This is a genomic window from Bifidobacterium sp. ESL0820, assembly GCF_052606235.1.
Genome location: NZ_CP199594.1, coordinates 1,424,508 through 1,451,087, shown reverse-complemented (window position 1 = coordinate 1,451,087; position 26,580 = coordinate 1,424,508). Strand labels below are relative to the sequence as shown.

At 62.7% G+C, this 26,580-nt stretch carries 18 protein-coding genes and 1 tRNA gene; 10 read left to right on the top strand and 9 right to left on the bottom strand.

Annotation, left to right across the window (positions count from 1 at the left end; translation table 11 throughout):
• The first annotated feature begins 111 nt into the window (after positions 1-111).
• From ACUIAH_RS05765 to ACUIAH_RS05755, 3 genes are read left to right on the top strand one after another with little or no spacing between them, the layout of a single operon-like run.
• Positions 112-2,745, top strand: a complete 2,634-nt coding sequence (locus tag ACUIAH_RS05765) for a YhgE/Pip family protein (protein WP_445340640.1) — start codon at positions 112-114, stop codon at positions 2,743-2,745.
• On the top strand, positions 2,745-5,075 hold the full coding sequence (locus tag ACUIAH_RS05760; RefSeq protein ID WP_445340639.1) for a YhgE/Pip family protein: 2,331 nt from the start codon (positions 2,745-2,747) through the stop codon (positions 5,073-5,075). The genes ACUIAH_RS05765 and ACUIAH_RS05760 overlap by 1 nt, the downstream gene beginning before the upstream one ends.
• 36 nt (positions 5,076-5,111) lie before the next feature.
• Complete coding sequence (locus ACUIAH_RS05755; protein WP_445340638.1) at positions 5,112-6,203, top strand: alpha/beta fold hydrolase; 1,092 nt, start codon at positions 5,112-5,114, stop codon at positions 6,201-6,203.
• Here ACUIAH_RS05755 and ACUIAH_RS05750 read toward each other — a convergent pair whose 3' ends face one another.
• From ACUIAH_RS05750 to ACUIAH_RS05740, 3 genes are all read right to left on the bottom strand, one after another.
• Complete coding sequence (locus ACUIAH_RS05750; RefSeq protein ID WP_445340637.1) at positions 6,204-6,824, bottom strand: hypothetical protein; 621 nt, start codon at positions 6,822-6,824, stop codon at positions 6,204-6,206.
• A complete protein-coding gene (locus ACUIAH_RS05745; protein WP_445340636.1) occupies positions 6,817-8,085 on the bottom strand; it encodes an AAA family ATPase in 1,269 nt (422 codons plus the stop codon). Before ACUIAH_RS05745 ends, ACUIAH_RS05750 begins: the two co-directional genes overlap by 8 nt.
• A 63-nt stretch (positions 8,086-8,148) precedes the next feature.
• Positions 8,149-11,007, bottom strand: coding sequence for a heavy metal translocating P-type ATPase (locus ACUIAH_RS05740; protein ID WP_445340635.1), 2,859 nt, complete (start codon positions 11,005-11,007; stop codon positions 8,149-8,151).
• A 119-nt stretch (positions 11,008-11,126) separates the two neighbouring features.
• Here ACUIAH_RS05740 and ACUIAH_RS05735 point away from each other — a divergent pair, with 119 nt between their 5' ends.
• Entirely contained in the window at positions 11,127-11,408 is a 282-nt protein-coding gene (locus ACUIAH_RS05735; RefSeq protein ID WP_024627554.1) for a metal-sensitive transcriptional regulator, read from the top strand.
• 149 nt (positions 11,409-11,557) lie between these two features.
• Here the strand turns inward: ACUIAH_RS05735 and ACUIAH_RS05730 are convergent.
• Both ACUIAH_RS05730 and tgt read right to left on the bottom strand, forming a co-directional pair.
• Positions 11,558-11,640: transfer RNA gene (locus ACUIAH_RS05730), tRNA-Leu, on the bottom strand.
• A 56-nt stretch (positions 11,641-11,696) separates the two neighbouring features.
• The gene (gene tgt / locus ACUIAH_RS05725; RefSeq protein ID WP_445340634.1) at positions 11,697-12,995 is read right to left on the bottom strand and encodes a tRNA guanosine(34) transglycosylase Tgt; all 1,299 of its coding nucleotides are present in this window, start codon (positions 12,993-12,995) and stop codon (positions 11,697-11,699) included.
• 232 nt (positions 12,996-13,227) lie between these two features.
• On the opposite strand from tgt, the gene ACUIAH_RS05720 reads away from it, so the two are divergent.
• The 6 genes from ACUIAH_RS05720 to htpX all read left to right on the top strand — a co-directional run bounded on the left by ACUIAH_RS05720 (position 13,228) and on the right by htpX (position 21,717).
• A complete protein-coding gene (locus tag ACUIAH_RS05720; protein ID WP_445340633.1) occupies positions 13,228-15,018 on the top strand; it encodes a trypsin-like peptidase domain-containing protein in 1,791 nt (596 codons plus the stop codon).
• 174 nt (positions 15,019-15,192) lie between these two features.
• Positions 15,193-17,160, top strand: coding sequence for a heavy metal translocating P-type ATPase (locus ACUIAH_RS05715; protein WP_445340632.1), 1,968 nt, complete (start codon positions 15,193-15,195; stop codon positions 17,158-17,160).
• 118 nt (positions 17,161-17,278) lie between these two features.
• Entirely contained in the window at positions 17,279-18,745 is a 1,467-nt protein-coding gene (locus tag ACUIAH_RS05710) for an FAD-dependent oxidoreductase (RefSeq protein WP_445341565.1), read from the top strand.
• 171 nt (positions 18,746-18,916) lie between these two features.
• The gene (locus tag ACUIAH_RS05705) at positions 18,917-20,098 is read left to right on the top strand and encodes an ImmA/IrrE family metallo-endopeptidase (RefSeq protein ID WP_445340631.1); all 1,182 of its coding nucleotides are present in this window, start codon (positions 18,917-18,919) and stop codon (positions 20,096-20,098) included.
• On the top strand, positions 20,095-20,694 hold the full coding sequence (locus ACUIAH_RS05700) for a DUF4411 family protein (RefSeq protein ID WP_445340630.1): 600 nt from the start codon (positions 20,095-20,097) through the stop codon (positions 20,692-20,694). Before ACUIAH_RS05705 ends, ACUIAH_RS05700 begins: the two co-directional genes overlap by 4 nt.
• Before the next feature lie 87 nt (positions 20,695-20,781).
• A complete protein-coding gene (gene htpX / locus ACUIAH_RS05695; protein ID WP_313837540.1) occupies positions 20,782-21,717 on the top strand; it encodes a zinc metalloprotease HtpX in 936 nt (311 codons plus the stop codon).
• 132 nt (positions 21,718-21,849) lie between these two features.
• Here htpX and nagA read toward each other — a convergent pair whose 3' ends face one another.
• Genes nagA through ACUIAH_RS05675 form a run of 4 tightly spaced genes read right to left on the bottom strand, consistent with a single transcriptional unit; the run spans position 21,850 to position 26,373 of the window.
• Positions 21,850-23,157, bottom strand: a complete 1,308-nt coding sequence (gene nagA, locus ACUIAH_RS05690; protein ID WP_445340629.1) for an N-acetylglucosamine-6-phosphate deacetylase — start codon at positions 23,155-23,157, stop codon at positions 21,850-21,852.
• 14 nt (positions 23,158-23,171) lie between these two features.
• Positions 23,172-23,960 carry a glucosamine-6-phosphate deaminase gene (gene nagB / locus ACUIAH_RS05685; RefSeq protein ID WP_045923808.1) on the bottom strand — a complete coding sequence of 263 codons (789 nt, stop codon included), beginning with the start codon at positions 23,958-23,960 and terminating at the stop codon, positions 23,172-23,174.
• Positions 23,957-25,063, bottom strand: coding sequence for an ROK family protein (locus ACUIAH_RS05680; RefSeq protein ID WP_445340628.1), 1,107 nt, complete (start codon positions 25,061-25,063; stop codon positions 23,957-23,959). Before ACUIAH_RS05680 ends, nagB begins: the two co-directional genes overlap by 4 nt.
• Before the next feature lie 5 nt (positions 25,064-25,068).
• Positions 25,069-26,373 carry an AGE family epimerase/isomerase gene (locus ACUIAH_RS05675; protein ID WP_445340627.1) on the bottom strand — a complete coding sequence of 435 codons (1,305 nt, stop codon included), beginning with the start codon at positions 26,371-26,373 and terminating at the stop codon, positions 25,069-25,071.
• Positions 26,374-26,580 lie beyond the last annotated feature (207 nt).

Below are 26,580 nucleotides of genomic sequence, written 5' to 3'. Positions count from 1 at the left end.
GAAGGGTGGCTATACTCGGGCCGGACGTAGGTCCCGGGAGGATGCAGCCGATCCGAGTGGAGCAGGCCAGTGCCGTGATACCCCGGACAGACAAGAAGGAGGTGCCTGGCGGTGAAGACCGTGTTGGCCATCTTCAGGCGAGATCTCTGGCGGATACTGCGCAACCCCGTGGCCCTGGTGGTGACCATCGGCGTGGCCGTGCTGCCCTCCCTCTATGCCTGGTTCAACATCATGGCCCTCTGGGACCCCTACAGCAACGTCAAGAACCTGCCCGTGGCCGTCGTCAGCATGGATCGAGGGGCCCAATCCGCGCAAACCGGCAGGATAAATGCCGGCAGATCGGTCATCCAGGAGCTGCGCGGCAACGACAGCCTGGGTTGGAAGTTCATGGATGATGACCAGAGAGCCATCAACGAGGTCCACTCAGGCAAGTGCTACGCGGCCATCATCATCCCAGAACGGTTCAGCGCCGATCTGGTCGGCATCGTCGAGGGGACCGGGAGCAGGCCTGCGCTGAACTATTACGTCAATGAGAAGAAGAACGCCATCGCCCCCAAGGTGACCGACACCGGCGCCTCCACCATCGACCAGGAGATCAACACCGTCTTCGTCTCGGCCGTCAGCGATGCCCTGGCCGGGAAGGTCCTGCAGACCGCCGGCGATGCCCAGGGCGCGGCCGAGCAGAGCCGCAGTCAGGTGGTGGGCGACCTGGGGGAAATCATCGGCCAGCTGGATCGTACGGATGGCCAGCTTGACCGGATTGGTTCCACCATGGGCCAGGCCAGGCAGACCGTGGCCGGCTCCAGAAGCGACATCAAGGACCTGCAGAGTCAGATATCGGCCACCCAGGCCACCCTGAGCAAGGCCCAGGACCACATGACCAGGACCCGTGACGACAGCCTTCGCTTCTCCTCCGCCCTGAACCAGGCTCTGGCGGACGGGTCGGTGCGGCTGTCCAGCGCGGTCACGGATGTGAATACGGTGGCAGGCGGGATTACCGCCGACCTGAACGCCACCCAGGACAAGGTGGACCGGGTCAACTCCGGCCTGGGCCAGTTGGTGGACGCCAACGGGAAGGCCGTGGACCGGCTCCAGACAGGTCTGGACCAGTCCGGGCTGCATCCCGGGGATCCGGCCTACGAGAGCATCCAGCGGCAGATCGACGATCTGAAAAAGACCAACCAGCAGCAGAAGGCATCCCTGGATGCCTTCAAGAAGAACTCCTCCATGGCCCTGGGCTCGGGCAAGCAGGCCGCATCGGACCTGAGCTCGGCCATGACCGACACCGGCGACACAGGCATCAAGGCCCTGACTGCGGCCAGCCAGAGCCTGACGGGGACCACCATGCCCAACCTCCTTACCGGCCTGGACAACCTCAACGCCTCCAACGGCTCCCTTCAGGGCGCCCTGAGCAGCCTGTCCACCACGGCCGCCCAGACCGACGCCCTGCTGGACCAGCTGGACTCCACCATTGGTCAGGCCCAGTCGACCCTGTCCACCACCAGGGCCTCCCTGGCCTCGGTCAGGTCCGATCTGGAGGGGGTTCGCACCGATGTGGCGGCCCTGGGATCCTCGGCCGCCTGGAACCGGATGGCCCAGACCCTGGGCTTGAGCCCCGAATCCTTCGGAAAGGCCATGGCCTCTCCGGTCAAGCTGGATTCCCACACGGTCTACCCGGTCAGCAACTACGGGTCGTCCGTGGCGCCCTTCTACACCAATCTGGCCCTCTGGGTGGGCGGGTTCATCCTGATCGCCATCTACAAGCTGGAGGTCGACAAGGAGGGCATCCGCAAGTGCACCGCCACCCAGGCCTACCTGGGCCGCTGGCTTCTGCTGGTCTTCGTCGGCTTCTTCCAGGCGCTGATCGCTACAGTGGGCGACCTGATGCTGGGCATCCAATGCCATCAGCCGGCCCTGTTCGTCCTGGCCGGGGTCTTTGCCTCCTTCGTCTACATCAACATCATTTATGCCCTGGCCGCCTCCTTCAGGCACATCGGCAAGGCCCTGGCCGTGGTCCTGGTCATTCTGCAGATACCTGGCTCATCGGGCATGTATCCCATTGAGATGATGCCCGACTTCTTCCGCAATCTGAACCCCTGGCTGCCCTTCACCTACGGAATCAACGCCATGCGCGAGACCATCGGCGGCATGTACGGCAACCACTATTGGCAGGATATGCTCCACATCTTCTGGTACCTGCCCGCGGCCCTCCTGATCGGACTGGTGGTGCGGCGGTACCTGCTCAACCTGAACGCCCTCTTCGACCGGCGGCTGGGCGCCACCGACCTGATGCTGACCGAGCAGAACCATTCGGCCGACCGTCGTCTGAGCCTGGGCAGCCTGGCCCGCTCCATCCTGGGCGAGGGCGACTACCGCGCTGTCATAAGGCGGCGGGCGCATCGCTTCCTGGCCCTCTATCCAACGCTGATCCGGGCTGGTCTGGCCCTGGTTCTGCTGCCGGTCCTCTTCCTCATCCTGCTGTTCAGCACCGAGGCCAAGATCGTCATGCTGATCGCCTGCATCGCCTCCATCGTCCTGATCGACGCCTACCTGATCATCGTCGAGTACATCTGCGACAGCTATGTGCAGCAGCTGGGTCTGACCGAGCGCCCCGGCATGGACTTCCACACCCTGATTCGCCCGCGTCGACAGGGTCCCTCGGCCGTGACCAGGCTGACCACGGCCGTGCGCGAATCAGTCCTGAACCGCGATGAGGAAGACGCTCACGAGGACGGTGACCGCTGATGAGGAACATTTGGAGGATCCTGCGCAAGGACCTGGCCGATGCCACCAGCAACGTCATCGCCATCATCGTCCTGATGGGCCTGATCATCGTCCCGGCCCTCTATGCCTGGTTCAACATCGCCGCCAGCTGGGACCCCTATAAGAACACCAAGGCCATCAAGGTGGCCGTGGCCAACACCGACAAGGGGTACAAGTCCGACCTGATCCCGGTCAGGATCAACGTGGGGGAGACGGTCACCAGCACGCTGCGGGCCAACGACCAGCTGGACTGGAGGTTCGTCAACCGCGACCAGGCCCTGGAGGGGGTGCGCTTAGGCGAGTACTACGCCGCCATCGTCATTCCCAAGGATTTCAGCGCGGACATGATGACCCTCTTCTCGAAGGATGTGAAGCACGCCAACCTTGAGTACTACTTGAACGAGAAGAAGAACGCCATCGCCCCCCATGTCACCGAGCAGGGGGCCGACACCGTGGCCACAACCATTGACAAGACCTTCGTCAAGACCGTGGGGCAGGTGGGGATCGATCTGGCCAGCCAGGTCTTCACTTATTCTCAGAGCCCCGAAGTCCAGGATTATCTGACCAGGACGACCGGCCACATCGACCAGATGTCACAGCGGCTGACCACTGCCTCCAGCCAGGTGAATGCCTATGCGGGCCTTCTGGGCTCCTCCGGCCAGATGATCGACTCCACCGGCAGAATCCTGGGCCGGTCCGACTCCGCCATGGCCGATGCCAGGAAGGCTCTGAATCAGGGAACCAAGGGGTCCAAGGATCTGGGCAAGTCCCTCTCCGGGTCGGCCCAGGCGGTCGATGCCGCCCTTGACCAGGCCTCGGGGGCCTATGACACCATCGGTTCCAAAATCGACGACGCCTTCGACAAGGTAGGTCAGCAGAGTGATGCCGTCAGCAGCCAGCTGAACGACCTGAGCGAACGGATCAGGGAATCGGCGGCTGACTACGACGGAATGATCGCCAGCCTGGAGGATCTGCGTGCCACGGTGGAATCCGACGCCAACCTGACAGCGGAGCAGCGCCAGGCCCTGCTGACCGCCATCGATCAGGCCCAGGCCGGAATGCGGGCGGCCCAGGCGGCTCAGCGCGACCTGGCCGATCGGATCAGCCAGGCCTCCCAGGCGGCCAAGGAGGGCAAGGACAAACTGGGCGGTCAGCGCCAGGATCTGAAGAACAGGATCGCCCAGGCCCGTGCCTCGGTGGATCAGGTCCGCGCCCAGTACCGCGATGATTTGAAGCCCCGCCTGGATGACCTGGCTTCCTCCATGGACACCGTGGTCACTTCGACCGACCGGCTGCTGACGGGCTTGGACGGAACCGTCAAAGGCGCCTCTGGGCTGACGGGCCCTATGACCAAGGACATCAGCCAGGCCAAGGACCAGCTGGGTGAGATCTCCCAGCGCCTGGACCAGGCCTCCAAGCGGCTGACCGACCTGGGGGGACACCTGACCCAGGCTTCGCAGGGCAAGGATGCGCAGGAGGTCAAAACCCTGCTGAGCGGGGATTCCGAAACCCTGGCCGCGCTTCTGTCCTCGCCGGTAGGCATCCATCGGCATGCGGTCTTCCCGGTCATGAACTACGGGTCGGCCATGACCCCCTTCTACACCATCCTTTCCATCTGGGTGGGCGCCACCATTCTGGCAGCCATGATGAAGGTGGCCCTGTCCGACAAGAAGAAGGCCTTCGTCCTGCACCTGGACTCCCTGGAGGATGCCTGGAAGAGGGCCGATGACCTGGATGAGGATTCCGAGGGCAGCCGCTCCTGGGGAGCCTTCCGCCCGGAGTCGCCAGGCAACGCCCGCCGCTTCGGGCTTCAGCTCTACCAGGAGTACTTCGGCAGATTCGCGGTCTTCGCGCTGATGGCCATCCTCCAGGGCTGCCTGATCGCCCTGGGCGACCTCTTCTACCTGAAGGTCCAGTGCGTGCATCCGCTGATGTTCGTGCTGGTGGCGGTCTTCGCCTCTTTCGTCTTCATGAATCTGATCTATACCCTGGTTGTCTCTTTCGGGGACATCGGCAAGGCCATCGCTGTCATCCTCCTGGTCATGCAGGTGGCTGGCTCGGGCGGCACCTTCCCCATGGAGACCCTGCCCGGCTTCTTCCAAGGGGTCTATCCCTTCCTGCCCTTCGTCCACGCCATCGGGGCCATGCAGTCGGCCGTTGCCGGAGCCTATGGCATGGAGTTCTGGCGGGAGATGGCCACCCTGGCCCTCTTCCTGGTGCCCTCGCTGCTGCTGGGGCTGGTCCTGCGCAAGCCCGTCATCCGCTTCAATGACTGGATCGTCAGAAACCTGGAGAGCACCCGGCTCATGTAGGGCCGAGTCCAACAGAAGGTGGTATAGGGTGAGAGCATGAGCGTCCAACTGGTTGAGGAGCGCCGCTACGACCAGATCATGAAGGATCGCGTCCTTCCTGATCTGGCCTCCTGTCGCAGTGACGGATGGATGATCTCCCATGACGGCGGCGAGGACGGGGGAACCTTGCTGGACAAGGCCCATCTCGGCGGCGTCGACCCCTCCCGGCTTCTGCATTACGTCTGCTATGACAGGGCGCTTTTCCGCCAGGGCGCGGTGGAGTCAGGGTCGGCTCGCGTGCGCGGGGCCGTAATCATCTCCTTCGGTTTTTCGGAATTCGCCGACAAGTATCAGGAGATGGCCTGGTACTTCCTGATGCAGGGGTACTCTGTCTGCATTCCCGAGCACTGGGGACACGGTTTCTCCGGCCGGGGCGTAAACGATCCCAGTCTGGTATGGGTGGATCATTGGCAGCGGTATGTGGCGGATTTGGCCGCTTTCTGCTCCCAGGTGGGCCAGCAGTACGCCCAGGACAAGCCCATGGTGCTCTATGCCCACTCCATGGGCGGCGGCGTGGCTGCAAGGATGCTGGAAACTTTTCCTTCGCTTATTGACAAGGCGGTCCTGTCATCGCCCATGATTGCGCCGCGGACCGGGTTCATGCCCTCGGTGGCATGGACGGCGACAAACGCCGCCTGCATGATGGGCCGCTCGCGCAGCATGGCTCCGGGGTTCGGCCCCTTCCGTCCCGAGCTGGACATGGGCAAGTACCCCAATGGCAGCCAGGCTCGGGTGTCCTGGACCCATAAGTTGCGGGCCAAGGAGGTGCATTACCAGACCAGCGCCGCCACCTTCGGCTGGGTAAGGGAGAGCCTGGAGATGAGCCGGGCCATACTGCGTCCTGACCGATGCAGCCGGGTGGAGACCCCTCTGCTGCTTTTCCAGGCTCAGCCCGACCGCTTTGTGCTGCCGATGCCCCAGAACCGTTTTGTCGACCAGGTCCAGCAGGGCGGCTGCCAGGCCACGCTGGTGCGCATCCCGGGCAGCATGCACGAGCTCTACCAGATGCCCGACAAGGTTCTGAGGCCTTACTTGGAGCGCATCTTCGACTTTTTGGACCAGCCCTGGCAGCTCGCTGACGACCGCTGATCAGACGCCGAGCAGATCGGCCAGCAGAAAGTCACTACCCTGCTTTTTTGCAGAGGCTAGTTCCCTGTACAGTTCCAAAGCTCTGACCAGCGCATCCGCATCATCCCAGTATTGATTCAAAAAAGGATATTTCTTGATATTGCGGAAGTTGCGGTCTTCCTGTCCGAGCTCCTCCTTGCAGAAGAGGCTGGGCTTCAGCTTGCTGTTTTTTGCGCCGCGATGGTGTGACTTCCAGCTGTTGTACTCGTCCAGCTTGCCCTCGCGGTAGACGATCAACATCTCGATCTCGGGATGCGTGGTGACGTTGATGGTTTGGGCATGTTCGGCGTAAGGCTGGCGCAGCAAGGTGCGGTGGCCCAGCTGGTCCTGTATGCAGAGGATGGTCACGTTTCGTCCATAGTCCTGGGTCAGAAAGTCACGAGCCAGGCTCTCACCGCTTCTGTCGCGGGTTGACCAGGCGTCGTCGTTGTAAGGATCGGTGATGATGCGATCCCGATTGATGAAGGTCAGGTGCTTGGTGACCAGTTTGTCGACGATGACCTGCTCGGCTACGCCTTCGCACGAGAAGAGAACTGCATCGTCCCCAATGGCCCTTGCAAGCTCCTCCCGCCTGCTATGCATGATGTTCTTGCCCTGCCACCTGGTCGGCTACGTATTGGCGCATGGCCTTGAGCTCGGCTGCCTTAGGGGCGGTACCTCCGATGTAGTTGGATAGGAAGACCTCGCTGTGCTTGAGCTCCCCGCGCCTGACTGCCTCTGAGTAGTTGATCGCCTGGATGCCCTTGCGCTCGTCTTCGCCACGTCTGAGGAAGTAAATATTGTCCTTGCGCTGGATCAGGTCGAGCAGTTCCGCGTAGTGGGTCGTGAACACCAGGGTGGCGCCATGAGGGTTGCTGGTCGCAGACATGAAGAGGTTGATGATCATGCGCACCAGCTCCTTGTTGATGCTGTTCTCGATTTCGTCGATCAGCAGATAGCCACCTGTGCGCAGGACCCGAATGGCCGCTTTGACGATTCGGGATCCGCGGACTGTGCCCAGGGAGAGCAGCCCGGCCGTGTCCATGTTGGACGTGACCACTTCTTGAGAGGTGCCGGCGAATCTCAGATGGGCGCGGTGTTCCTGGTCGATATGAAAGTAGTCGATGCTGTCATCGAAGACGTGCAGCACAGGATCGGCGATGGTGTCGACAGGAACGATGGGAAAGTAGGTTTCTGGTCCGATGCGGGCGATGACCTGAGTCAGATCCGTCTTGGTTTTTGGCAGAACGATGCTCGAGTGAGGGGAGAGGTAGTCGAAGGCCTCCTTGGTCAGGTAGGTGTCGGTGGATGCATCACCTGAGGATTGGGCTGCCGGACGCCGGACCTTGATCAGTTTCGAGCGTTGTTGGAAAGCGTCTGTATTGCGAAGTACGGACTTGGGCAGGGGCTTGCTTGGATAGCGCCAAAGTTGTTCCTGAGAAAACCGATAGGTGCTGTCGGTCAGGAGATCCATGCTTTCGTCGGAAGTGTCGTCGTGGACCGCATCCAGCTGTGACTTGAGCAGGTAGAAGTGCTGCTTGGACTCGAAGATCAGAGAAATCTGCAGGCTGGGCCCGAAGGCGCTGAGGGATCTGACGGAAGACAGCATAGGGCTGGCATCCTTGCTCAGGACGCTGACGGCCAGGGCCAAGGCGTTGAGTGCCGTGGTTTTGCCGGATGCGTTGATTCCCGTAAGGCACAGCACGTTCTGCGCGTAAATGTGACTGCCTGGACTGTTCTCCAGATAAGTCAGTCCGTTGCCAGGGGTTTTCGAGCGGACCTGGTCGCGGGCATAAAGATCCAGGGCTAGGGTCTGGTTTTCAAAGGGTTGAAGTCCCTCGACGACCATTCTGAGCAGACGCATGATAACCACCAATATTCCTGTAGACAGAAAAAGTGTCTACAGGAATATGATACGCCTGCAATCCTACTTGTTGAGCACCTTCTCCGGGTCAGCATCGAAGGTATCGACGCAATTCTGCGAGCAGAAGTAGTAGGTCTTGCCCTGGTAGTCGCGCTTGGCAGCGGCTGTGTTGGGGTCGATGGTCATGCCGCAGACCGGGTCGGTGACCTTGTCCGTCGCTGTCTGATCCTGCTGCATGTCGTCATGATGATGGAAGAGTCCCATCTCGTTTCCTTTCTCTTGGTTGTGTTCTTGGTGGGTGGAAATACTGAGGTCCCTGGTCAGGGCATCCATGTCGATTGGCTTGGCCTCCTTGACCGGCCTGGCCTTCAGAGGCGTGTGGCGCAGCCGGTTGGCGTTGAGCACCACTGACAGGGAGGAGAAGGCCATGGCTGCACCGGCGATCATGGGGTTGAGCAGGAGGCCAATGAAGGGGTAGAGCACGCCGGCGGCGATGGGGATGCCCAGGCCGTTGTACCCGAAGGCGAACCAGAGGTTCTGATGGATGTTGCGCATGGTCGCCGCTGAAAGGTCGATGGCCTTGACCGCCGCGTTCAGGTCGCCCGAGACCAGGGTCACGTCGGCGGATTCGATGGCCACATCCGTTCCGGTGCCGATGGCCATGCCCAGGTCGGCCTGGGCCAGTGCCGGGGCGTCGTTGATGCCGTCGCCGATCATGGCCACTTTGTGCCCCTGGGCCTGGAGGGCCTTGACGATGCTCGCCTTGTCCTCGGGATGGATCTGCGCCACCACCCGGGTGACTCCCACCTGGCCCCCGACCTGCTCGGCGGTGCCTTGGTTGTCGCCGGTCAGCATGATGGTCTGGATCCCGCGCTCGTTCATGTCGTGGATGGCCTGCTTGGAGCCGGCCTTGACCTGGTCGGTCACGGCCAGGACCCCGGCAAGCCTGCCGTCGATGGCCACGAAGATGGTTGTGCGGCCCTGATCCTCCCAGCTGCGGGCGGTGTCCAAGAGGGATTGTGCGCCAGTCTGGTCCGCCATGCCGTTCCCTAGATCGATTCCCTTGCCCTCGAGCAGTCTGCGGTTGCCGACAAGGACATGCGAAGTGCCCTTGCTCCCTTTAAAAGATCCAGAGGGGAAGGTTGCGTCGATGCCGGCGCCGGTGACCGAGTCGAAGTCCTTGGCCGGTACCAGCTCAAGGTTGCGGTCCTTGGCGGCCTGGACGATGGCCTGGGCCAGGGGGTGCTCGGAATTGCTCTCGGCGCTCGCGGCCGCCCTGATCAGCAGGTCCTCATCCAGCCCCTGCACGCTCTGGGCATCAGCAAGTTCAGGCCGGCCCTGGGTTATGGTGCCGGTCTTGTCAAGGACGACGGTATCGACGTCATGCGCTCCCTGCAGGGCCTCCGCCGACCGGTAGAGCACGCCGGCACGGGCGCCGCGTCCAGTGCCGATCGTTACGGACAGGGGGGTGGCCAGGCCCAAGGCGCAGGGGCAGGCGATGACCAGGACGGAGACCGCCGCCACGATTCCGTATACTCCCCGGGGCATGGGGCCGAACGCCCACCAGGCCACGAAGGTCCAGAGCGCTACCAGGATGACCCCGGGGATGAAGATTGACGATATCCGGTCGGCCAGCTTCTGGATGGGTGCCTTTGAGGTCTGAGCCGTCTTGACCAGCCGAATGATCTGCGCCAGAACGGTGTCCTGCCCTACCTGGGTGGCCTTGTAGCGCAGGGAGCCTGTGCCGTTGACGGTGGCTCCGACCAGGGAATCGCCCTCCTGCTTGAGGACGGGCATGGGTTCGCCGGTCACCATGGATTCGTCCACTGAGGATGATCCGGAAATGACCTGGCCGTCCACCGGCAGCTTCTCGCCCGGATGGACCTGAATCACGTCTCCGACGGCTACATCGTCGACGGCGATCTCCTGGGTGGTCTCCCTGCCGTCCTGGTCGGTCCTCACCACGGTGGCGGTCTTGGGCCTCAGTCCGATAAGGGCGCGGATCGCATCGCCGGTGCCGCGCCGGGCCCTTGCCTCCAGGATCTGGCCGAGGATCATCAGGGTGATGATGGTGCCCACAGCCTCGTAGTAGGGTTCGCGGCTTCCCTCAGGCAGGAGCTGCGGGGCCACGGTGACCACCAGTGAGTAGAGGAAGGCCGTGGCAGTGCCTAGGGCGACCAGGGAGTTCATCTCCGGGGCCCGGTGCGCCAGGGCCAGCCATCCGGTGCGGTGGATGGGCCAGCCGGAATAGAACATCACCGGCAGGATCAGGACCAGCTGGACCCAGGGGTTCATCAGCATGTGGGGCATGGGCAGGAACATGCCGAACATGGCCGGGATGAAGACCGGGAGCGTAAAGACCAGGGCTACGATGAACCGCCTGGTCAGGTCACGGATTTCTGCCGTGCGCTCCTGATCGGCCTCGTCCTGGTCGCTGCCGCCATTGGTCTGGGCGGGCTTGGCGGATTCGGTGGGTTCGGCTTGTGGGCGCTCGCCTTGTGACTGGCTACCCTGTGCTTGTTTGGATTGTGCCTCGGCGCTGCCGGTCGTCGGTCCATCGGTGGCCCGGAGCATCCCGTGGAGCATGTTCATCCCGCAGGCGAAGGGATAGTCGCCGGCCTTGGGCGGGGTCAGCTGGACGGTCGAGGTCTGGAAGGCGGGCAGGGTCTTGTCGATGTTGAAATCGTTGAAGACCACGTGCGAGGAGCACTCTCCGCTCTCCTGGCGGTCGAAGACCAGCTTGACCGGCCGCCCGGCCTGGACTTGGATCAGCTGGGGGCTGTATCCGCCCTTGACTGTGATGTGAACTGTCTGGACGCCGCCCTCATCCTTGGCCTGGGTGGCCTTTCTGGGCGCGAAGAAGTACCAGATGATGCCCGCCGTTATGGCCAGGGCCGCGATAAGGACCAGGATGCTGCTCATGTGGCTCACTATACCCCCCAGGGGTATACTGATGGTGAATTTCGAGATGGGTTTCATGAATTCGAGTCAGTCTTGGCTGCGTCATGAAGGCCATGGGATGAATGCGAATGGAGTGAATCGTGCCCGGATATGCCAACGATAAAAAACGGACCATCACCAGACTGCGGCGTGTCGAGGGCCAGGTCAGGGCCATCGAGCAGATGGTTGAGTCGGACACCTACTGCATCGATATCCTCACCCAGATCGCCGCCTCGACCAGCGCCCTGAAGTCGGTGGCTCTGACTCTGCTGGACGACCACATGAACCACTGCGTCCGCGAGGCTGCCGAAAAGGGAGGCGAAGAGGCCGACGAGAAGATGCAGGAGGCCTCCGAGGCCATCGCCCGGCTGGTTCGCTCTTAGCAACCCTCGCCGGGCAGGTCCAAACGGACTGGGAATTCTGGTGGGTATACCTGAAATATCGAATGGGCTGAACAGTCCCGGCTGCCATCGGACCAATAAAAAATGTCTTCGACCGACATCAGTCAGCCGAAGACATTTCCATTTCTTCGTGCGAACGGAGGGAGTTGAACCCTCACGAGCATCAGCTCACTGCCACCTGAAGACAGCGCGTCTACCATTCCGCCACGTTCGCAGACAACTGGAAAGGTTAGCACGGTTGTCTGCGCGGCGCAATAATGGCGTGTTGATTCAGCCCTTGGATCCGTGGGCGTAGAACCTGGCCAGCGTCTCCTTCTTGTAGTCGTCGAAGTAGCCGCCATCGATGGACTGACGGATCTCGTCCAGCAGCCTTACGAAGAAGCGCTCGTTGTGGATGGTGGCCAGCGTGTAGCCGTTGAGCTCGTGGGCGCGGAGCAGATGGTCGATGTAGGCCCGGGAGTAGTGGGTGCAGGTATAGCAGTCGCAGTCCTCTTCGATGGGTCTGAAATCGGCCTTGAATTGGGCGCGCTTGATGTTCCAGCGGCCGTCACGGGTGAAGACGGCCCCGTTGCGTCCACAGCGGGCCGGGGATACGCAGTCGAAGGTGTCCCCGCCGTTCTCCACGCCTGCAAAGATGTCGTCCACAGCGGCGATGCCCAGGACGTGCCTGGGCCGGGATTCGGGCATTTCGTCGCAGATCCAGGCGCAGGTCTGCCCCAGCAGCCGTTTCTCTATGGCGCCCCCGATTCCTACGCCGTCGAAGTCCAGGGAGGCGATCTGGCGGGCGGCGCGTCGGCGCAGATCCTCATAATTGGCCCCCTGCACCACGCCGAACAGGGCCTGGTAGGGCTTGCCGGTCCGCGCTTGGGTCAGCCTGTGGTGCTCGTCCACGCAGCGTTTGGCCCAACGGAAGGTGCGCTCCACTGACTGTTCCTGGTAGGTGCGGGTGTTCATCAGGGTCGTCAGCTCGTCGAAGGAGAACATGATGTCGGCTCCGATGCGATGCTGGATGCCCATGGAGATCTCGGCCGAGAAGCGGTGCCGGTCGCCGTTGAGCGGGGACTTGAAGGTGACCCCGTCCTCATCCACGAAGGCCAGGCGCTCCTTGCCTTCGGCGATCACCTGGTCCGACTTCATGCCGGTCACGTCCATGGCCAGGGTCTTCTTGAATCCCGCCCCCAGCGAGAGCACCTGGAAGCCGCCCGAGTCGGTGTAGGTGGGGCCGTCCCAGTTCATGAACCGGGCCAGGCCGCCTGCTTGGTCCAGAATGTCAGGGCCGGGGCGCTCGAACAGGTGGAAGGCGTTGGCCAGCAGGACCTGGGCGCCCAGCTGCCGCATCTGCTCGGGCAGGACGGCCTTCATGGCCGCCTGGGTGGCCACGGGGATGAATGCGGGGGTGCGGATGTCTCCGTGCGGAGTATGGATGATGCCGGTGCGGCCGTAGCGGCGGCCATTGCGTCCCAGACCTTCGGGGCTGTCAGGCAGACGGTTCAGGGTCTCGAATGAGAATGCGGTGCGGTCGCCGGGTCGGCCTGGCGTGGCTCCCAGCGGGTTGGTGATCAGGCTCATGGCTCCACTGTATCCAAGACATCCAACCGTCCCGCAGCCGCCCTGTGTACAGTCGATATGACTTTCATGCAATGTCCAGACAACATTCAGCATTTCGGCCCTAGACTTGGAAGCAATGCATGCGAGGACCCGCTTCGCCTGTCAGCCGGAAACAGCAAAAAGCGCGGGCGACGGGGTAGATTGACAAGCGTGACCGAATAGCAGGCAGCGGCATCGATCCGAAGGAGCAGAAATGGCTGAAGAGCACAAGGCCGACCCTTGGAGGGGCGGCGATGACGATCAGTCCTGGCAGCCAAGCCACATCGAGCGCGGGGCCGCCAATCAAGAGCAGGAGACGGGAGCCTCCACAGATCAGACCGACTCTGCTCAGGTTCCCGGGCCAGAAGCAGGGGACCAGCAGACTCAGGCCTGGGATCAGAGGCCCACAACCCCTATTGCCATGCCTGGTGGCGATGCACGGTCCACGACTGCGGAAACCGCGTCGAATGACGGCAGTGGCACCGGGGCTTCAACCTCCGCTTCCAGCGACTCGGCCACAGGGCAGGATGCGCAGACGCAGCAGCAGTCTTACTACCGGCCTGCGCCCGAGTATGGTGCCTACGCACCCGCAGGTTCGCGTCCGCCTGCCAACGACCAGGGTCAGCAGCAGCCCAGCCAGCCCCGTCAGAATGCCGGCCAGAGCCCCCAGGGTGGCCAGCCCTCCGGCCAGGGTCCCTTCGTGCCCTTCGGATCCGGCGGCCCCAACAACGGCCGGTCCGGTCCTGGCAATAACGCCGGCAGCAGCATGAGCGGCACGGGCAAGTACGTCTTCACCGCTGTGGTGGCCGCATTAGTGGCCGCTGCCCTCATGCTGGGGCTGGGTTGGGCGGCACTGTCCAACGGATGGATCACCCTGCCCTCGTCCTCCTCGCTGAACGGGGTCTCCTCCAACTCCTCGGGCCAGGGCACAGCCAAGGTCCAGGGCGGCCAGGCTCCCGACTGGCAGGCCATCAGCAAGCAGGTTTCCGAGTCCGTGGTCTCTATCCAGGTGCAGACCAAGAGCGGGGTGGGGGCCGGATCGGGCGCGGTCTTCGACACCCAGGGCCATGTGGTCACCAACAACCACGTGGTCGATGGCGCTCAGGAGATTCACGTCACCCTCTCCAACGGGCAGATGTACACGGCCAAGGTGGTCGGCACCGACACCACGGCCGATCTGGCCATCCTCAGCCTGGATCAGGCGCCCTCCGACCTGAAGCCTGTGAAGTTCGCCGACTCCGAAAAGCTGGCTGTGGGCGAGAATGTCATGGCCATCGGCAATCCACTGGGTTACGAGAACACGGCCACCACCGGCATCGTCTCGGCTCTGAACCGCCCGGTCTCGGTCATGGACGAGAGCAACAACAACCCGATCGTGACCAACGCGGTCCAGCTGGATGCGGCCATCAACCCCGGCAACTCGGGCGGCCCCACCTTCAACGCGGCCGGCGAGGTCATCGGGATCAACTCTTCCATTGCCTCCATGGCCTCCTCCAAGTCCGAGGCGGGATCCATCGGCATCGGGTTCGCCATTCCGTCCAACCTGGTCAAGCGGATCGCCGATGAGATCATCAAGGACGGCAAGGCCAAGCACGTCTCCCTGGGTGTCACCATCCAGAGCAGCACAGCCCAGGCCGATGGGGTCACCCGAGGCGGTGCCAAGGTCACCAAGGTGGTCTCCGGCTCCCCGGCCGACAAGGCGGGTATCAAGACGGGCGACACCATCGTGGCCTTCAACGGCCATGCGGTCAACAACAACTTCTCCCTGCTGGGCTTTGTCCGGGCTGCCGCCTTCGGTGACTCGGTCAAGATCACCGTGGTCAGGGACGGCAAGACCTCCGAAGTGAACGCCACTCTGGACCGCGAGGAGCAGACCGTTCAGGGCAAGCCCAGGACCAACAAGAGGAACTCGGACGGCAGTGGTCAGGACGGCGACTCTGACCAGGGCGGTTCGGGCGACGACGATGACTCCATGGATCCCTTCCGCTTCTTCTTCGGGCAGTGATCCGGGGCTGACCCCCAGGGGCCGCATCCGTCACTTTGGCGGGTGCGGCCCCTTGTCGTACTCGCCGTCCATCGCCGGCACCGACGCGGTATAGGCTTGATGTGTCAAGAGGAAAAGAGAGCCGTGATCCGGCTACGGCTGTCAGGCTGACAAGTCCGGAGCGGGGAAGTGGTCATGTCGAAAATCCTGGGTTTCGCCAAGAAGGTACCCATGCTTTGGGTGGTTCTGATTTGCGGGCTGGCCATGGGCCTGCTCTGGCACCCCTATCGCCAGGCCGCCCAATGGCTGGTCGCCGTCCTGGTGGCCGTTTCGCTGGTGGACACCCTCAAGGGGATGATCGATGACGTGCGCCAGGGCCACGTGGGCGTGGATATCCTGGCTGTGGTCGCCATTCTCTCCACCCTGGCTGTCAAGCAGTATTGGGCCAGCTGGGCCGTGGTCCTCATGCTCTACTCCGGCGATGCCATCGAGCAGTATGCAGGGAACAGGGCGCAGAACAACCTGACGGTGCTGGTTCAGGCCGCCCCCCAGGTGGCCCATGTGGTTCAGTCAGAGCTGCCGGAGGGGGAGCATGCCCTTCCCAAGGAGAGCGACTGGAGCACAGTGGCGGTCGATAAGGTCCGTTTGAATGACCTCCTGGTGGTCAAGCCCGGCGAGACCGTGCCCGTCGATGGCGAGCTGATCAGCCCCACCGCCACCCTGGACATGTCCACCATCAACGGCGAACCCATGCCGCGCAGGCTCTACCAGGATGCCCAGGTCATGTCCGGGGCGGTCAATGGCTCGGGCACCTTCCTGATGCGGGCCCGGCAGCTGGCCCGTGATTCCCAGTATCAGCGCATCCTCAACCTGGTGCGTTCCGCCCAGAACTCGCGGGCTGCAGTCGTCAGAACAGCCGACTTGATGGCAGTCCCCTTCACCGTGGTGGCCTTTATCATCGCCTGTGTGGCCTGGATCATCTCTGGCGTGCCGACCCGGTTCGCCCAGGTTCTGGTCCTGGCCACCCCCTGTCCTCTGCTGATCGCCGCCCCTGTGGCCTACATGGCCGGGACCGGGAGGCTGGCCAAGGCGGGGCTGCTGATCAAGACCCAGGACGTGATCGAGAATCTGGGCCGGGTTTCGCACATCTTCTTCGACAAGACCGGCACGCTGACCGTCAAACGTCCCCAGGTAGCCAAGATTGACCTGCCTGACGGTAGCGAGCAAGAGGTGGATACAGACCGGATTCTGGCCATGGCAGGCGCTGTGGAGTCCTACTCGGTCCACATCCTGGCCAACGGAATAGCTGAAGCGGGGGCCGCTGCCCAGGAGCGACTGCGGGCACAGAGCAGTGACGAGATTCATCTGCATGCGCGGGAGGTTCGGGAGGACTCCGGCAACGGGATCCAGGGTATGGTCGACGGCCGTCAGGTCAAGGTGGGCAGGGCCCAGTTCGTGGCCGACGGGCATTCAAGTGATTCCTTTGGCCCCCTGGCGCCTGACGAGATGGCCTCCTATATTTCTATCGATGGGGTCCTGGCCGCCAGAATCGTCATGAAGGACGTGCCCAGGTCGGATGCCGCCCAGACCATCGCCCAGCTGCGGGAGCTGGGGATCACCCGTCTCTCCATGGTTACTGGTGACAAGGAGGCCTCGGCTCGGATCATCGCCGACCAGGTGGGCATCACCGACGTGCATGCCGGCCTCTTCCCTGAGGACAAGGCCGATCTGATCGCCAAGGCCTCCAAGGAGGAGCCCAACCGGCAGCCATTCTGGGACATCTGGCTGTCCAAATTCCTGGGGGAGTCAGTGACCAAATCCATCACCGTGATGGTGGGGGACGGGGTCAACGATGCTCCGGTCCTGGCTGCCGCCGACGTGGGTATGGCTATCACTGACGGCACCACCACGGCTGCCTCTGAGTCCGCTCAGGCCGTAATCATGAATGACGACATCGCTTGTCTGCCAAGGTCAATCACCATTGCACGCAGAACCAAGCGGGTCATGCTCCAGGCGGTCATGCTGGGGCTGACCCTGGCCACCGTGGGCATGCTCTGCGCCGCCTTCGACCTGATCCCGGTGGTTGTCGGCGCCTTTACCCAGGAGGCCATCGACGTGGTTTCCATCCTCTGGGCCCTGACCGCGCTGATAGACCGGGACTGAGACCATTTCGCGACGCTTGGTGAAAGTCCCGGGGATGGAGCCCGCCTGGCTCTGTTCCCGACCGTCGCTTTGCGTTAGGCTGACAAGCATGAGCGATATTAATGTCAACGATTCCACCATGCCCGCACCGGCCCGCGGCGAGGAAGCCGGCTCACCCCTGCGCGTGGCCGTCATAGGCGCGGGGCCTGCAGGGGTCTATGCCTCTGACATTCTGCTGCGGCAGCTTCGGGAGAAGGGTGCCGACCTGGGTCTGGGCGACCGGGCCCGTATCGATCTGTTCGAGAAACTGCCCGTTCCCTTCGGCCTGGTCCGTTACGGCGTGGCCCCGGACCATCCCAGCATCAAGTACATCGCCGGCGCCTTGGAGAAGACCCTGGACAACCCCGAGATCCACCTCTATGCGGATGTGGAGTTCGGCAGGGACGTCAACCTGGATGATCTGCTTCAACGCTACGATGTGGTCCTCTTCGCCACCGGTGCGGTGGACGACCGCCCCCTGGAGATCGCCGGGCACGAGCTTGAAGGCGTTCACGGGGCCGCCCACTTCGTCGAATGGTATGACGGCTATCCCGACGCTGACCAGGACTGGCCCCTGGGTGCCAAGCAGGTGGCCGTCATCGGAGGCGGGAACGTGGCCATGGATGTCTCCAGAATCCTGATGCGGCGGGCTGACGACCTGCTGGGCACCGACATCCCCGGCAATGTCTACCAGGGGATTCAGGGCAACCAGGCCCGCGAACTGCACATGTTCATCCGCCGCGGCCCGGCCCAGGCCAAGTTCTCGGTCCAGGAGCTGCGCGAGCTGGAGAAGCTGCCCGGAGTGCAGATCATCATCAACGAAGAGGACTTCGACCTGGATCAGGAGACCATCGACCGGGCCGGTGCCGACAAGCTGACCCGCCAGATGCTGGAGGAGCTCTTCACCATCAGGGAAATGGCCGAGGACATGGCTGAGGACGGCGGCGTCGACTTCGAGGGCAATCCCGCCGACCGCCGTTTCTATATGCACTTCTACCGGATGCCTGCCGCGATCATCGGCCAAGACGGCAGGGTGACCGGCATTCGCGTGGAGAAGACCAAGGTCACGCCCGAGGGCACCATGGAGGAGACCAGCCGGTACGAGGAGTACCCGGTGCAGGCCGTCTATCATGCCATCGGCTACAAGCCTGCCGAGGTTCCCGGCATTCCTTACGACTTCTCCGGCTACACCCTCTCCAACGTCCACGGTCGCGTGACCACTGCTCCCGAGGGGCAGGACGGCCGACCCATCGACCGTCTCTACGCCACGGGCTGGGCCAAGAGGGGGCCTGTGGGCCTGATCGGGTCCACCAAATCCGATGCCCTAGAGACCATCGGCAACATGCTGGATGACCTGGCGGCCAGCCCGGACCACGGCCGCTTCGCCAAGGACCGCGACGACGATTCGATTGATCGTTTCCTGGCGGAGAGGGGCATCCAGCCCATTGACTTCGCCGGTTGGAAGCGGGTCGATGCCTATGAGCGCGCCGAGGGCGCCAAGGTCGGACGCGAGCACATCAAGGTCATCGACCCAGACCAGCTCCGCCAGCTTGCCCACGGCGAGTAGACGATCGCTCTTAGGTCGTCGGTAGCAGTGGCAGGGCCTGGATGAGGTTCATGAATCCTCACCCAGGCCCTGTTTTCTTGGTATGCCCTACTGGGTGCTTACGGCAGACGGATAGGCCTGGTGCAGCTATCATTGTCATTAGAGCCCCTCACGGAATCGAAGGAGCGTGACATGGCTAATCTGACTCTCTATCCGGCTACCCTCCAATGGGCCGTTGAGGAGAGCGATGCCGATCCAGTGGCCCTGTCTCAGCGCCGGGGACTTGGCCAGTTGCCGGATTGGCTGGAATCCAAGGAACCCGTATCCGTATCCTTCAACAAGGTTGAGCAGCTCAGCAGGGCCCTGCATGTGCCTTTCGGTGCCCTGGTCAGGTCGGTTGTGCCCCAGCGTCGCCTTGAGCCTCTGGTTCGTTACCGGACCGTAGGCAACACGTCTGTGCAGCCCAGCAAAAATCTGCAGGACACCATCGACCAGATGCGGTTCAGGCAGGAGTGGGCCAGGGATGAATTGCTTGAGTCCGGCTTGGATGCCAACCCGCTAGTCGGTTCGGTGCGCGATGCCGAGCAGGACGATTCCCTGGCTGATGCGCTTCGCTCCACCCTTGGGCTGGATGGGCGCTCTGCCTGGGAGGGCGGCAATTCCAGCGACCGTTTCCGTCAGCTCAAGGAACGTGCCTCCCATGCGGGCATCATGATCATGCTCAACTCCCAGGTGGGTTCTGTGAGTTCTCGAAAGCTGGATCTTCAGGAGTTCCGGGGATTCGTGCTGATCGACGATATGGCTCCGCTGGTGTTCATCAACAGAAATGATTCCTTTGACGGCATGATCTTCACCTTGATTCACGAGGTGGGGCACGTACTGCTGGGCACTCAGGAGCTCTTCGACGGCATTGGCGGCCAAGGGGACCGCAAGGCAACGGAGCGCGCGATAAACCGGGCGGTGGTAAAAGCCGTGATTGACGATGAGCGCTTCCGGCAGGTATGGCGAGAGCAGCTGGTAGGTGATAAAGAGCCGGCCGATGCCGCGGAGTCCATAGCTGGTGAATTCCATCTGAGTGCCTTAGCCATGGGGATACAAGCCCATCAGCTCGGCTTGACTGGCGAGGATACGCTTGAGGAGCTGCAGGCACGAATGAATCGGCATCTTCATGACAGGGCCGTCCACCGTCAGGAGCGGGAATCCCGCGGTAATGGCAACAGGACCAATGCCTCCAGGGTCGATACCGGTTTCGTCCGCCTGGTCAATGCCGCCATGGACGGGGGAAGACTGGCTCCGACTGAGGGCTTCGACCTGGTGGGGGTGCGTTCCCCGCAGTCTTATCAGGGGTTGATTCGTGAAAAGAAGCTGATATGACCGCCACCCTCTACCTGCCCGATTCCAACGTCTTCATCGCCTCCTGCCGGCTCAACCATCCTTTCGACTACAAGGAATTCCACCCCTTCTGGCGATGGATGGAAAAGCTGGCTGAGGACAAGGCGATCGCCTTGGTGGATGTCGTCTACGACGAGCTGGTCAACGAGCAGGCCGCTGATCCCGATATGCTGGATCTTTGGGTACGTGCAGTGTTCAAAGGTCGTCAAATAAGTCATAAGGATGACAGGTATGGGCAGGTCTATGCGCAAATCCAGGATTATCTGGTCACCTGCGGGAAGTATACGGAAGAGTCGCGCCGATACTGGGAGCCGGAGAGCAAGGCGGATCCCTGGCTGATCGCCGTGGCCAAGGTCGAGGGAGCAGTCATCGTGACGGATGAGGCCCGGGTTCCGCTTCAACAGGGGCAGCACATGAAGAAAGAGCCCAAGATCCCTAATATCGCTGACCATTTTGGGGTAAAGACCATGAATCTTCGCCGGTTCTTCGATGAAAACGGGAGGATGAAGAAGGTCCAATATGTTCTTCCTAAGCCTCAAGGCGAGAGGAAAGACGTGAGCCAACCAGGCCTGTTCTGAAAGGACAGTAGGGGGAGGAGCCCAGCAGTCCTATCTTTTCAGCGGTCGTTCAGCAAAAATTCAGCGGCATTGTCTACCATGGAACCCATGAATGGCAAGCTGAAGGTTCACGGACATTTCAACGGCCTGAAAACGACGCTTTTGTTCGCCCTCATGTGGGCCGTTATCATGCTCATCTGGTGGCTGACCGGCGGTCGCCAGGGGACGCTGGGCGTCTATATCCTCATAGGCCTGGCCACCACTTTCGGATCCTACTGGTTCTCCGACAAGGTTGCGATCGCCTCCATGCATGCCCGGCCGGTCAGCGAGCAGGAGGCTCCCGACCTTTATCGGATTGTCCGGGAGCTGTCGGGGAGGGCCGGCAAGCCCATGCCCCGCATCTACATCGCCCCCACCGACTCGCCCAATGCCTTTGCCACAGGCCGCAACGAGCGCCATGCCGCCGTCTGCTGCACCCAGGGGATCCTGCGCATCCTCAACGAGCGTGAGATTCGCGGGGTGCTGGGCCACGAGCTCATGCATGTCTACAACCATGACATTCTGACTTCTGCAGTTGCTTCGGCCATGGCCACGGTCATCACCTACCTGGGGTACTCCCTCATGTATTTCGGCGGCGACAGCCGGGACAGGGATAACGATTCCGGCGTCTTCGGCCTCCTGGGCGTGCTGATCAGTTCGATTCTGGCCCCCTTGGGCGCCTCCCTGATCCAGATGGCCATTTCGCGCACCCGCGAGTATGACGCCGACGAGGACGGCAGTCGGCTGACTGGGGACCCGGCGGCTCTGGCATCGGCGCTGAACAAAATATCCTACGGGTCTCAGGCCGCGCCCATGCCGCAGACCGCCGGCACCCAGAGCGCCGCCGCCATGATGATCGAGAATCCCTTCTCTGTCCGGGGATTCAGCAGGCTCTTCTCCACCCATCCGCCCACCGATGAGCGCATAGCCCGCCTGATGCAGATGAGCCAGGAGATGGGTCAGACCCAGGTGAATTCCGGGCATGGAGCCCAGGTGGGGTACTGAGAGAACAGTGGGCCGAGGCGCCTGTACCCCTGTCGATAGTGGTGACCGTTTCCGCCTTAGTGCCCTCAGTTGCGAAGAATCCAGCTCGTCATAGAGGCAACGAGGAACCCGAGGCTTTAGGTTATCCGTGCTTTAGATCTGAATTCTGCGCCCGTTGCAGACCACGGTTTTGACGGACCAGTCTGCCGGGTTCAGGAGGAGGAGGTCGGCCGCATAGCCGGGTGCCAGAAGACCCAGCGGAGCATCGGTGATCGGGTTGGGACGGTCAAGTCCCAGGGCCCGGGCAGGTGTCAGAGTGGCGGCTTCCACGGCTTGTGGGGCTGGGAGGCCGATGGCTTGGACGGCTCGGCCGACTGCCACATCCAGGGTCAGGGTTGAACCAGCGATGGCTCCGTTGGAGGTCAGGCGGGCGTGGCCGCCCTTCACGGTTACATTCAGGGAACCCAGCTTGTAGGCGCCGTCCTCGCAGCCGGTGGCCTCCATGGCGTCGGTGACCAGGGCTATCCGATGGGGGAAGAGCCTGAAGGCCAGATCGACGCAGGGGTCCTGCACATGGAAACCGTCGTTGATCAGCTCGGCCGTGACCCGAGGGTCCTCCACGGCGGCCGGAATGGGTCCTGGCTGACGGTGGCGGATGCCGTTCATGGCGTTGAAGACATGTGTGAGTATGCGGGCGCCGGCATCAAAGGCGCGGCGGGTCTGGTCATAGTCGGCATCGCAATGGCCGACCGCGGGCACCACACCGGATCCGGCCAGGCGGGAAATGGCCTCGTAGCCATGGTCGCGCTCGGGGGCCAGCGTCACCTGGCGTATGCAACCGTCGGCGGCCTCCAGAAGACTGTCGAGAACCGCGGGTTCAGGGTCGCGCAGGCACTTGGGATCGTGCGCCCCCTTGCGGGAGAGGGCGATGAAGGGCCCCTCCAGGTGGGTGCCCAGCACGTCGGGTCTGGAGTCCATGACCCGCCTGACCGAGCGCAGATTGGTGCACATCGTGTCGACCGGGTTGGTGATCAGGCTGAGCACCTGCCGGGTGGTTCCATGGACCATATGGCAGGCCCTGGCTGTGCGAATGGCCTCGTCACCGTCATCGAAGGAGTGAACCCAGCCGCCGTGGGAGTGGATGTCGATGAACCCTGGGGTGAGAATGAAGCCGGTCGCATCGATGAACTCTACGCCGTCCGCATTCACGTCATGGTTATCTGATTCAGTTTGGACGGAGGGGGGTAGGCTGGGCAGGCCAGCGACTCGCAGTGCGGATTCCAGGCTCTCTCTACCTTGTCCGACCTGTTCAATCCTGCCCTCTAGGGCCAAAATCCAGCTATCTTCCCTGATTCCTCGAGCGTCTATCAGTCTTGCGCCGGTCAGGACAAGGGGATGGGCCGGTCCATTCAGGGATGACTCGACCGCTAGCCCCGCCGACTCGTATGCTTCCTTGCACATGTTTGGTTTGCCTTCTAGATGGACTGCCAGTCAGGCTTGTTGGCATAGGCCCACTTGTAGTAGTCGCGGTTGCGCAGGCGGGAGGCGGCGGCCTCGTCCACGATCACGGTGGCGTGGGGGTGCATCTGGAGGGCGGATGCCGGGCAGAAGGATGATATGCCGCCCTCCACGCTCTCGGCCACGGCTTCTGCCTTGCCGGCCCCGAAGGCCAGGAGGACCAGCTGGCGGGCCTTGAGTATTGTCCCGATTCCCTGCGTGATGCAGTGGGTGGGCACCTGGTCCATGTCGTTGTCGAAGAAGCGGGCGTTGTCGATGCGGGTCTGTTCGGTCAGGGTCTTGATGCGGGTGCCCGAGGCCAGGGAGGATCCGGGTTCGTTGAAGCCGATGTGCCCGTCGGTGCCGATGCCCAGGATCTGCAGGTCGACGCCGCCGGCATCCTCGATGGCCTGGTCATATACACGGCCAGCGTCCTTGATGGTGTCCAGGTTCCCATTGGGCACCCTCACCTTGGCAGGGTCCAGGCCCAGAGGTTCGACCACGGTCCGGTCGATGGTGGACCGATAGGACTGGGGGTGGGCCGGATCCAGCCCTGCATACTCGTCCAGGGCGAAGCCGCGTACCTGTGAGACGTCGATCCCCTCCTTGTGGACCAGATCGGCCAGCGCCTGGTATGCCGCCAGGGGACTGGAACCCGTGGCCAGACCCAGCACGCAGTCAGGCTTGCGCCGGATCAGGTCGGCCGTGCAGCGGGCATAGATTCGGCCGGCTTCCTCCTGGGACTTGACGATGATGATTTCGGTCATGATGCGATTTCCTTTCCGATAAAGTCAAATGGGCGACTGTCGGCGGCCATGCGTCCTGCCAGGGCGGCGCCGATGGCTGCGATGGGCAGGTCGGCCGTGGCCAGGCGCAGCCGGTCGGGCAGATTCAGCGAGGCGATGAAGTGGCTGCAGGCCGCGCTCCTATTCAGATGCTCGGTGACCAGATCCAGCAGGGGCTGGCCGGTTTTGCTCATGCCGCCGCCCAGGATGATGATTGCGGGATCGATGGTCAGGGCCACGATCTGCACGGCCAGGGCAATGCCATGGCCGATGATGTCCTCCACTCTCTGGGCGCGCTGATTCCCTTGACTTGCCTGGGCGATCAGGTCGGGCAGGGGATGGGCGATTCCCGGCCAGAGGGCTTCCACGGCCGAGCCTGAGGCCACGGTCTCCAGACAGCCGCGCTGGCCGCACTTGCAGGGGAACTGGTGGGCATCCACTGAGATGTGGCCGATTTCGCCGATTGCCCCGCTGGCTCCGTGTTCGATCCTGCCCCCGCGGATGATGCCCGCTGCCAGACCGGTGCCTAGGTTGATGAAGGCCACCACATGGTCGTCCTGGTCAGGCACGGCCCTGGGTTCGTCACGCCCGGGCTCTGATGCGGAACGTCGGGCCTGGTCCCGGGCAGCCTCGGAGTGGGGTGTGGTTCCATGGGTCATCAGGGTATTGCCAGCCTGCGAGGCAGCTCCCAGAGCAGCGATGTTGACATCGTTCTCGACGCGGACGGGCAGACCGGTCGTCTTGGCAACGGCAGGGCCCAGAGCCATGTGGCGGATGCCTAGGTTGACCGCGTCATCCACCATCCCCCGATTGGCATCCACTCGCCCCGGGATGCCCAAGCCTACGGTGACCGGACCCTGGTTTGGGCCCACCTGATCCAGCAGGTGGCGGATAAGTGCCGCTGTGTCGTCATGAACCGCTTGGTTGCCCTGGCGCGTGGGGGTTCGATGGCAGGCCAGCAGGTGTTCGTCACCATCTATGGCCACGCCCTCGATCTTGGTGCCGCCGATGTCAATTCCCAGGCTGATCGGGCCGGCCTGGACGCTATCTTTGTCCGCCCTGGGATGCGGGGTTGATGTTGCCATGGGGTTCAGCGGGCCTGGCCCTGGTCCGTCTGTCCCTGTCCGCAGGCCTGCTTGATGGCCGTAGCGATGGAGACCGCCGGGTCGTTGTAGGGAATCAGGGTGGACTGGAAGGCGTGATAGAGGTCGGACTTGCCGGGCCAGACCGTGCCGATGACATGGTTGTCGGCATCCAGCTGATGCCACCAGGACCCGTCCTGGTGGTCGATCAGATAGTGGTCCACGTAGCTGCAGAAGGTGGCGTACCAGTCGGCGTAGGTGGCCTTGCCGGTGGCTGCGTAGAGGGTGGACGAGGTGTTCAGGGCCTCGGCCAGGGTCCAGTGCATGCGGTCGTGGACCACCGGGCGGCCCTGCCAGTCCGTGGTGTAGACCAGGCCCTCGGCTCCGTCGGCGGCCCAGCCATCCTCAACAGCCCTGGCGAACAGGTGCTCGGCAGCTTCGATGTAGCGGCGGCGGTCGGTCTCTTGATCGAACCTGCTTAATGCGTACTGGGTGATCAGCCTGGCCCATTCGATTCCGTGGCCCGGCGTGGCACCGTAAGGCTTGAACTGGTCGGCCTTGTTGTCCTGGTTGTAGTCCAGGTCGGCCTGCCAGTCGCTGTTGAAATGCTCGGGAATGCGCCACTGGTTGTTCTCGGCCCAGCTGATGACCTGGTCGATGATGCGGCCGGCGCGCTCGCGGTAGTCCTCCTTGCCGGTGGCATCGGCCACGGCCAGGAAGGCCTCGGTGCTGTGCATGTTGGCGTTGAGTCCCCGGTAGGGGTCCAGCCGGGTAAAGCCGCTGTCCCAGGTGTCGACGGCCAGGCCCTTCTCGTCATCCCAGAAGTAGCGGTTGAAAATCTCCAGTGCCTGATCCAGCAGCTCCTGCCCGTCGGGGTCACCGGCCAGCATGGCCGAGGAGGCAGCCAGGACTACGAAGGCGTGGGTGTAGCAGGACTTGCCGCTCTCGGGCTGGCCTTGCCATGAGACTGAAGGGTACCAGCCGCCGTGTTCATCGTCGTGCAGGTTGCCTTGAAGGGCCTGGACGCCGCGGTGGACCAGCTCCGACGCTCCCGGGTAGCCCAGGAGGCTGCCGATGGCGTAGACGTGGGTCATCCGGCAGGTGATCCAGGTCTGAATGCCCTGGTCGGGGTCGATGCTGCCGTCGTCATTGAGCCAGCCGGCGCCGCCCTGCTCGGTGGGGAACCCGCGCCCGAAGTCCAGGAAACCGTAGGTCTGAGAGGCCATGAAGATGCGGTTGGCCTCGTTGCCTAGTAGGTACCGGGGATTGGTAGCGGACGGTGAGGTTCCCGAATGGTCCGGTGTCGTGGTCATGGCGATCGCTCCTTTGCTCAGCGAGGGGATGCAGCTGTTTCTGGTATCTGTTCACAGCCTAACACGTAATTGTTAGGAAAATAAACTTTTTGTTGTACTTGCCACTCCTACTTAGCTGTGATCCTAGTGCACGGTTTCGAAAACAAACTGTTCTGGGGCCTCCATGCCGAGCCTGGATCCGGCCGGTCAAGGAAGTTTACAATATGA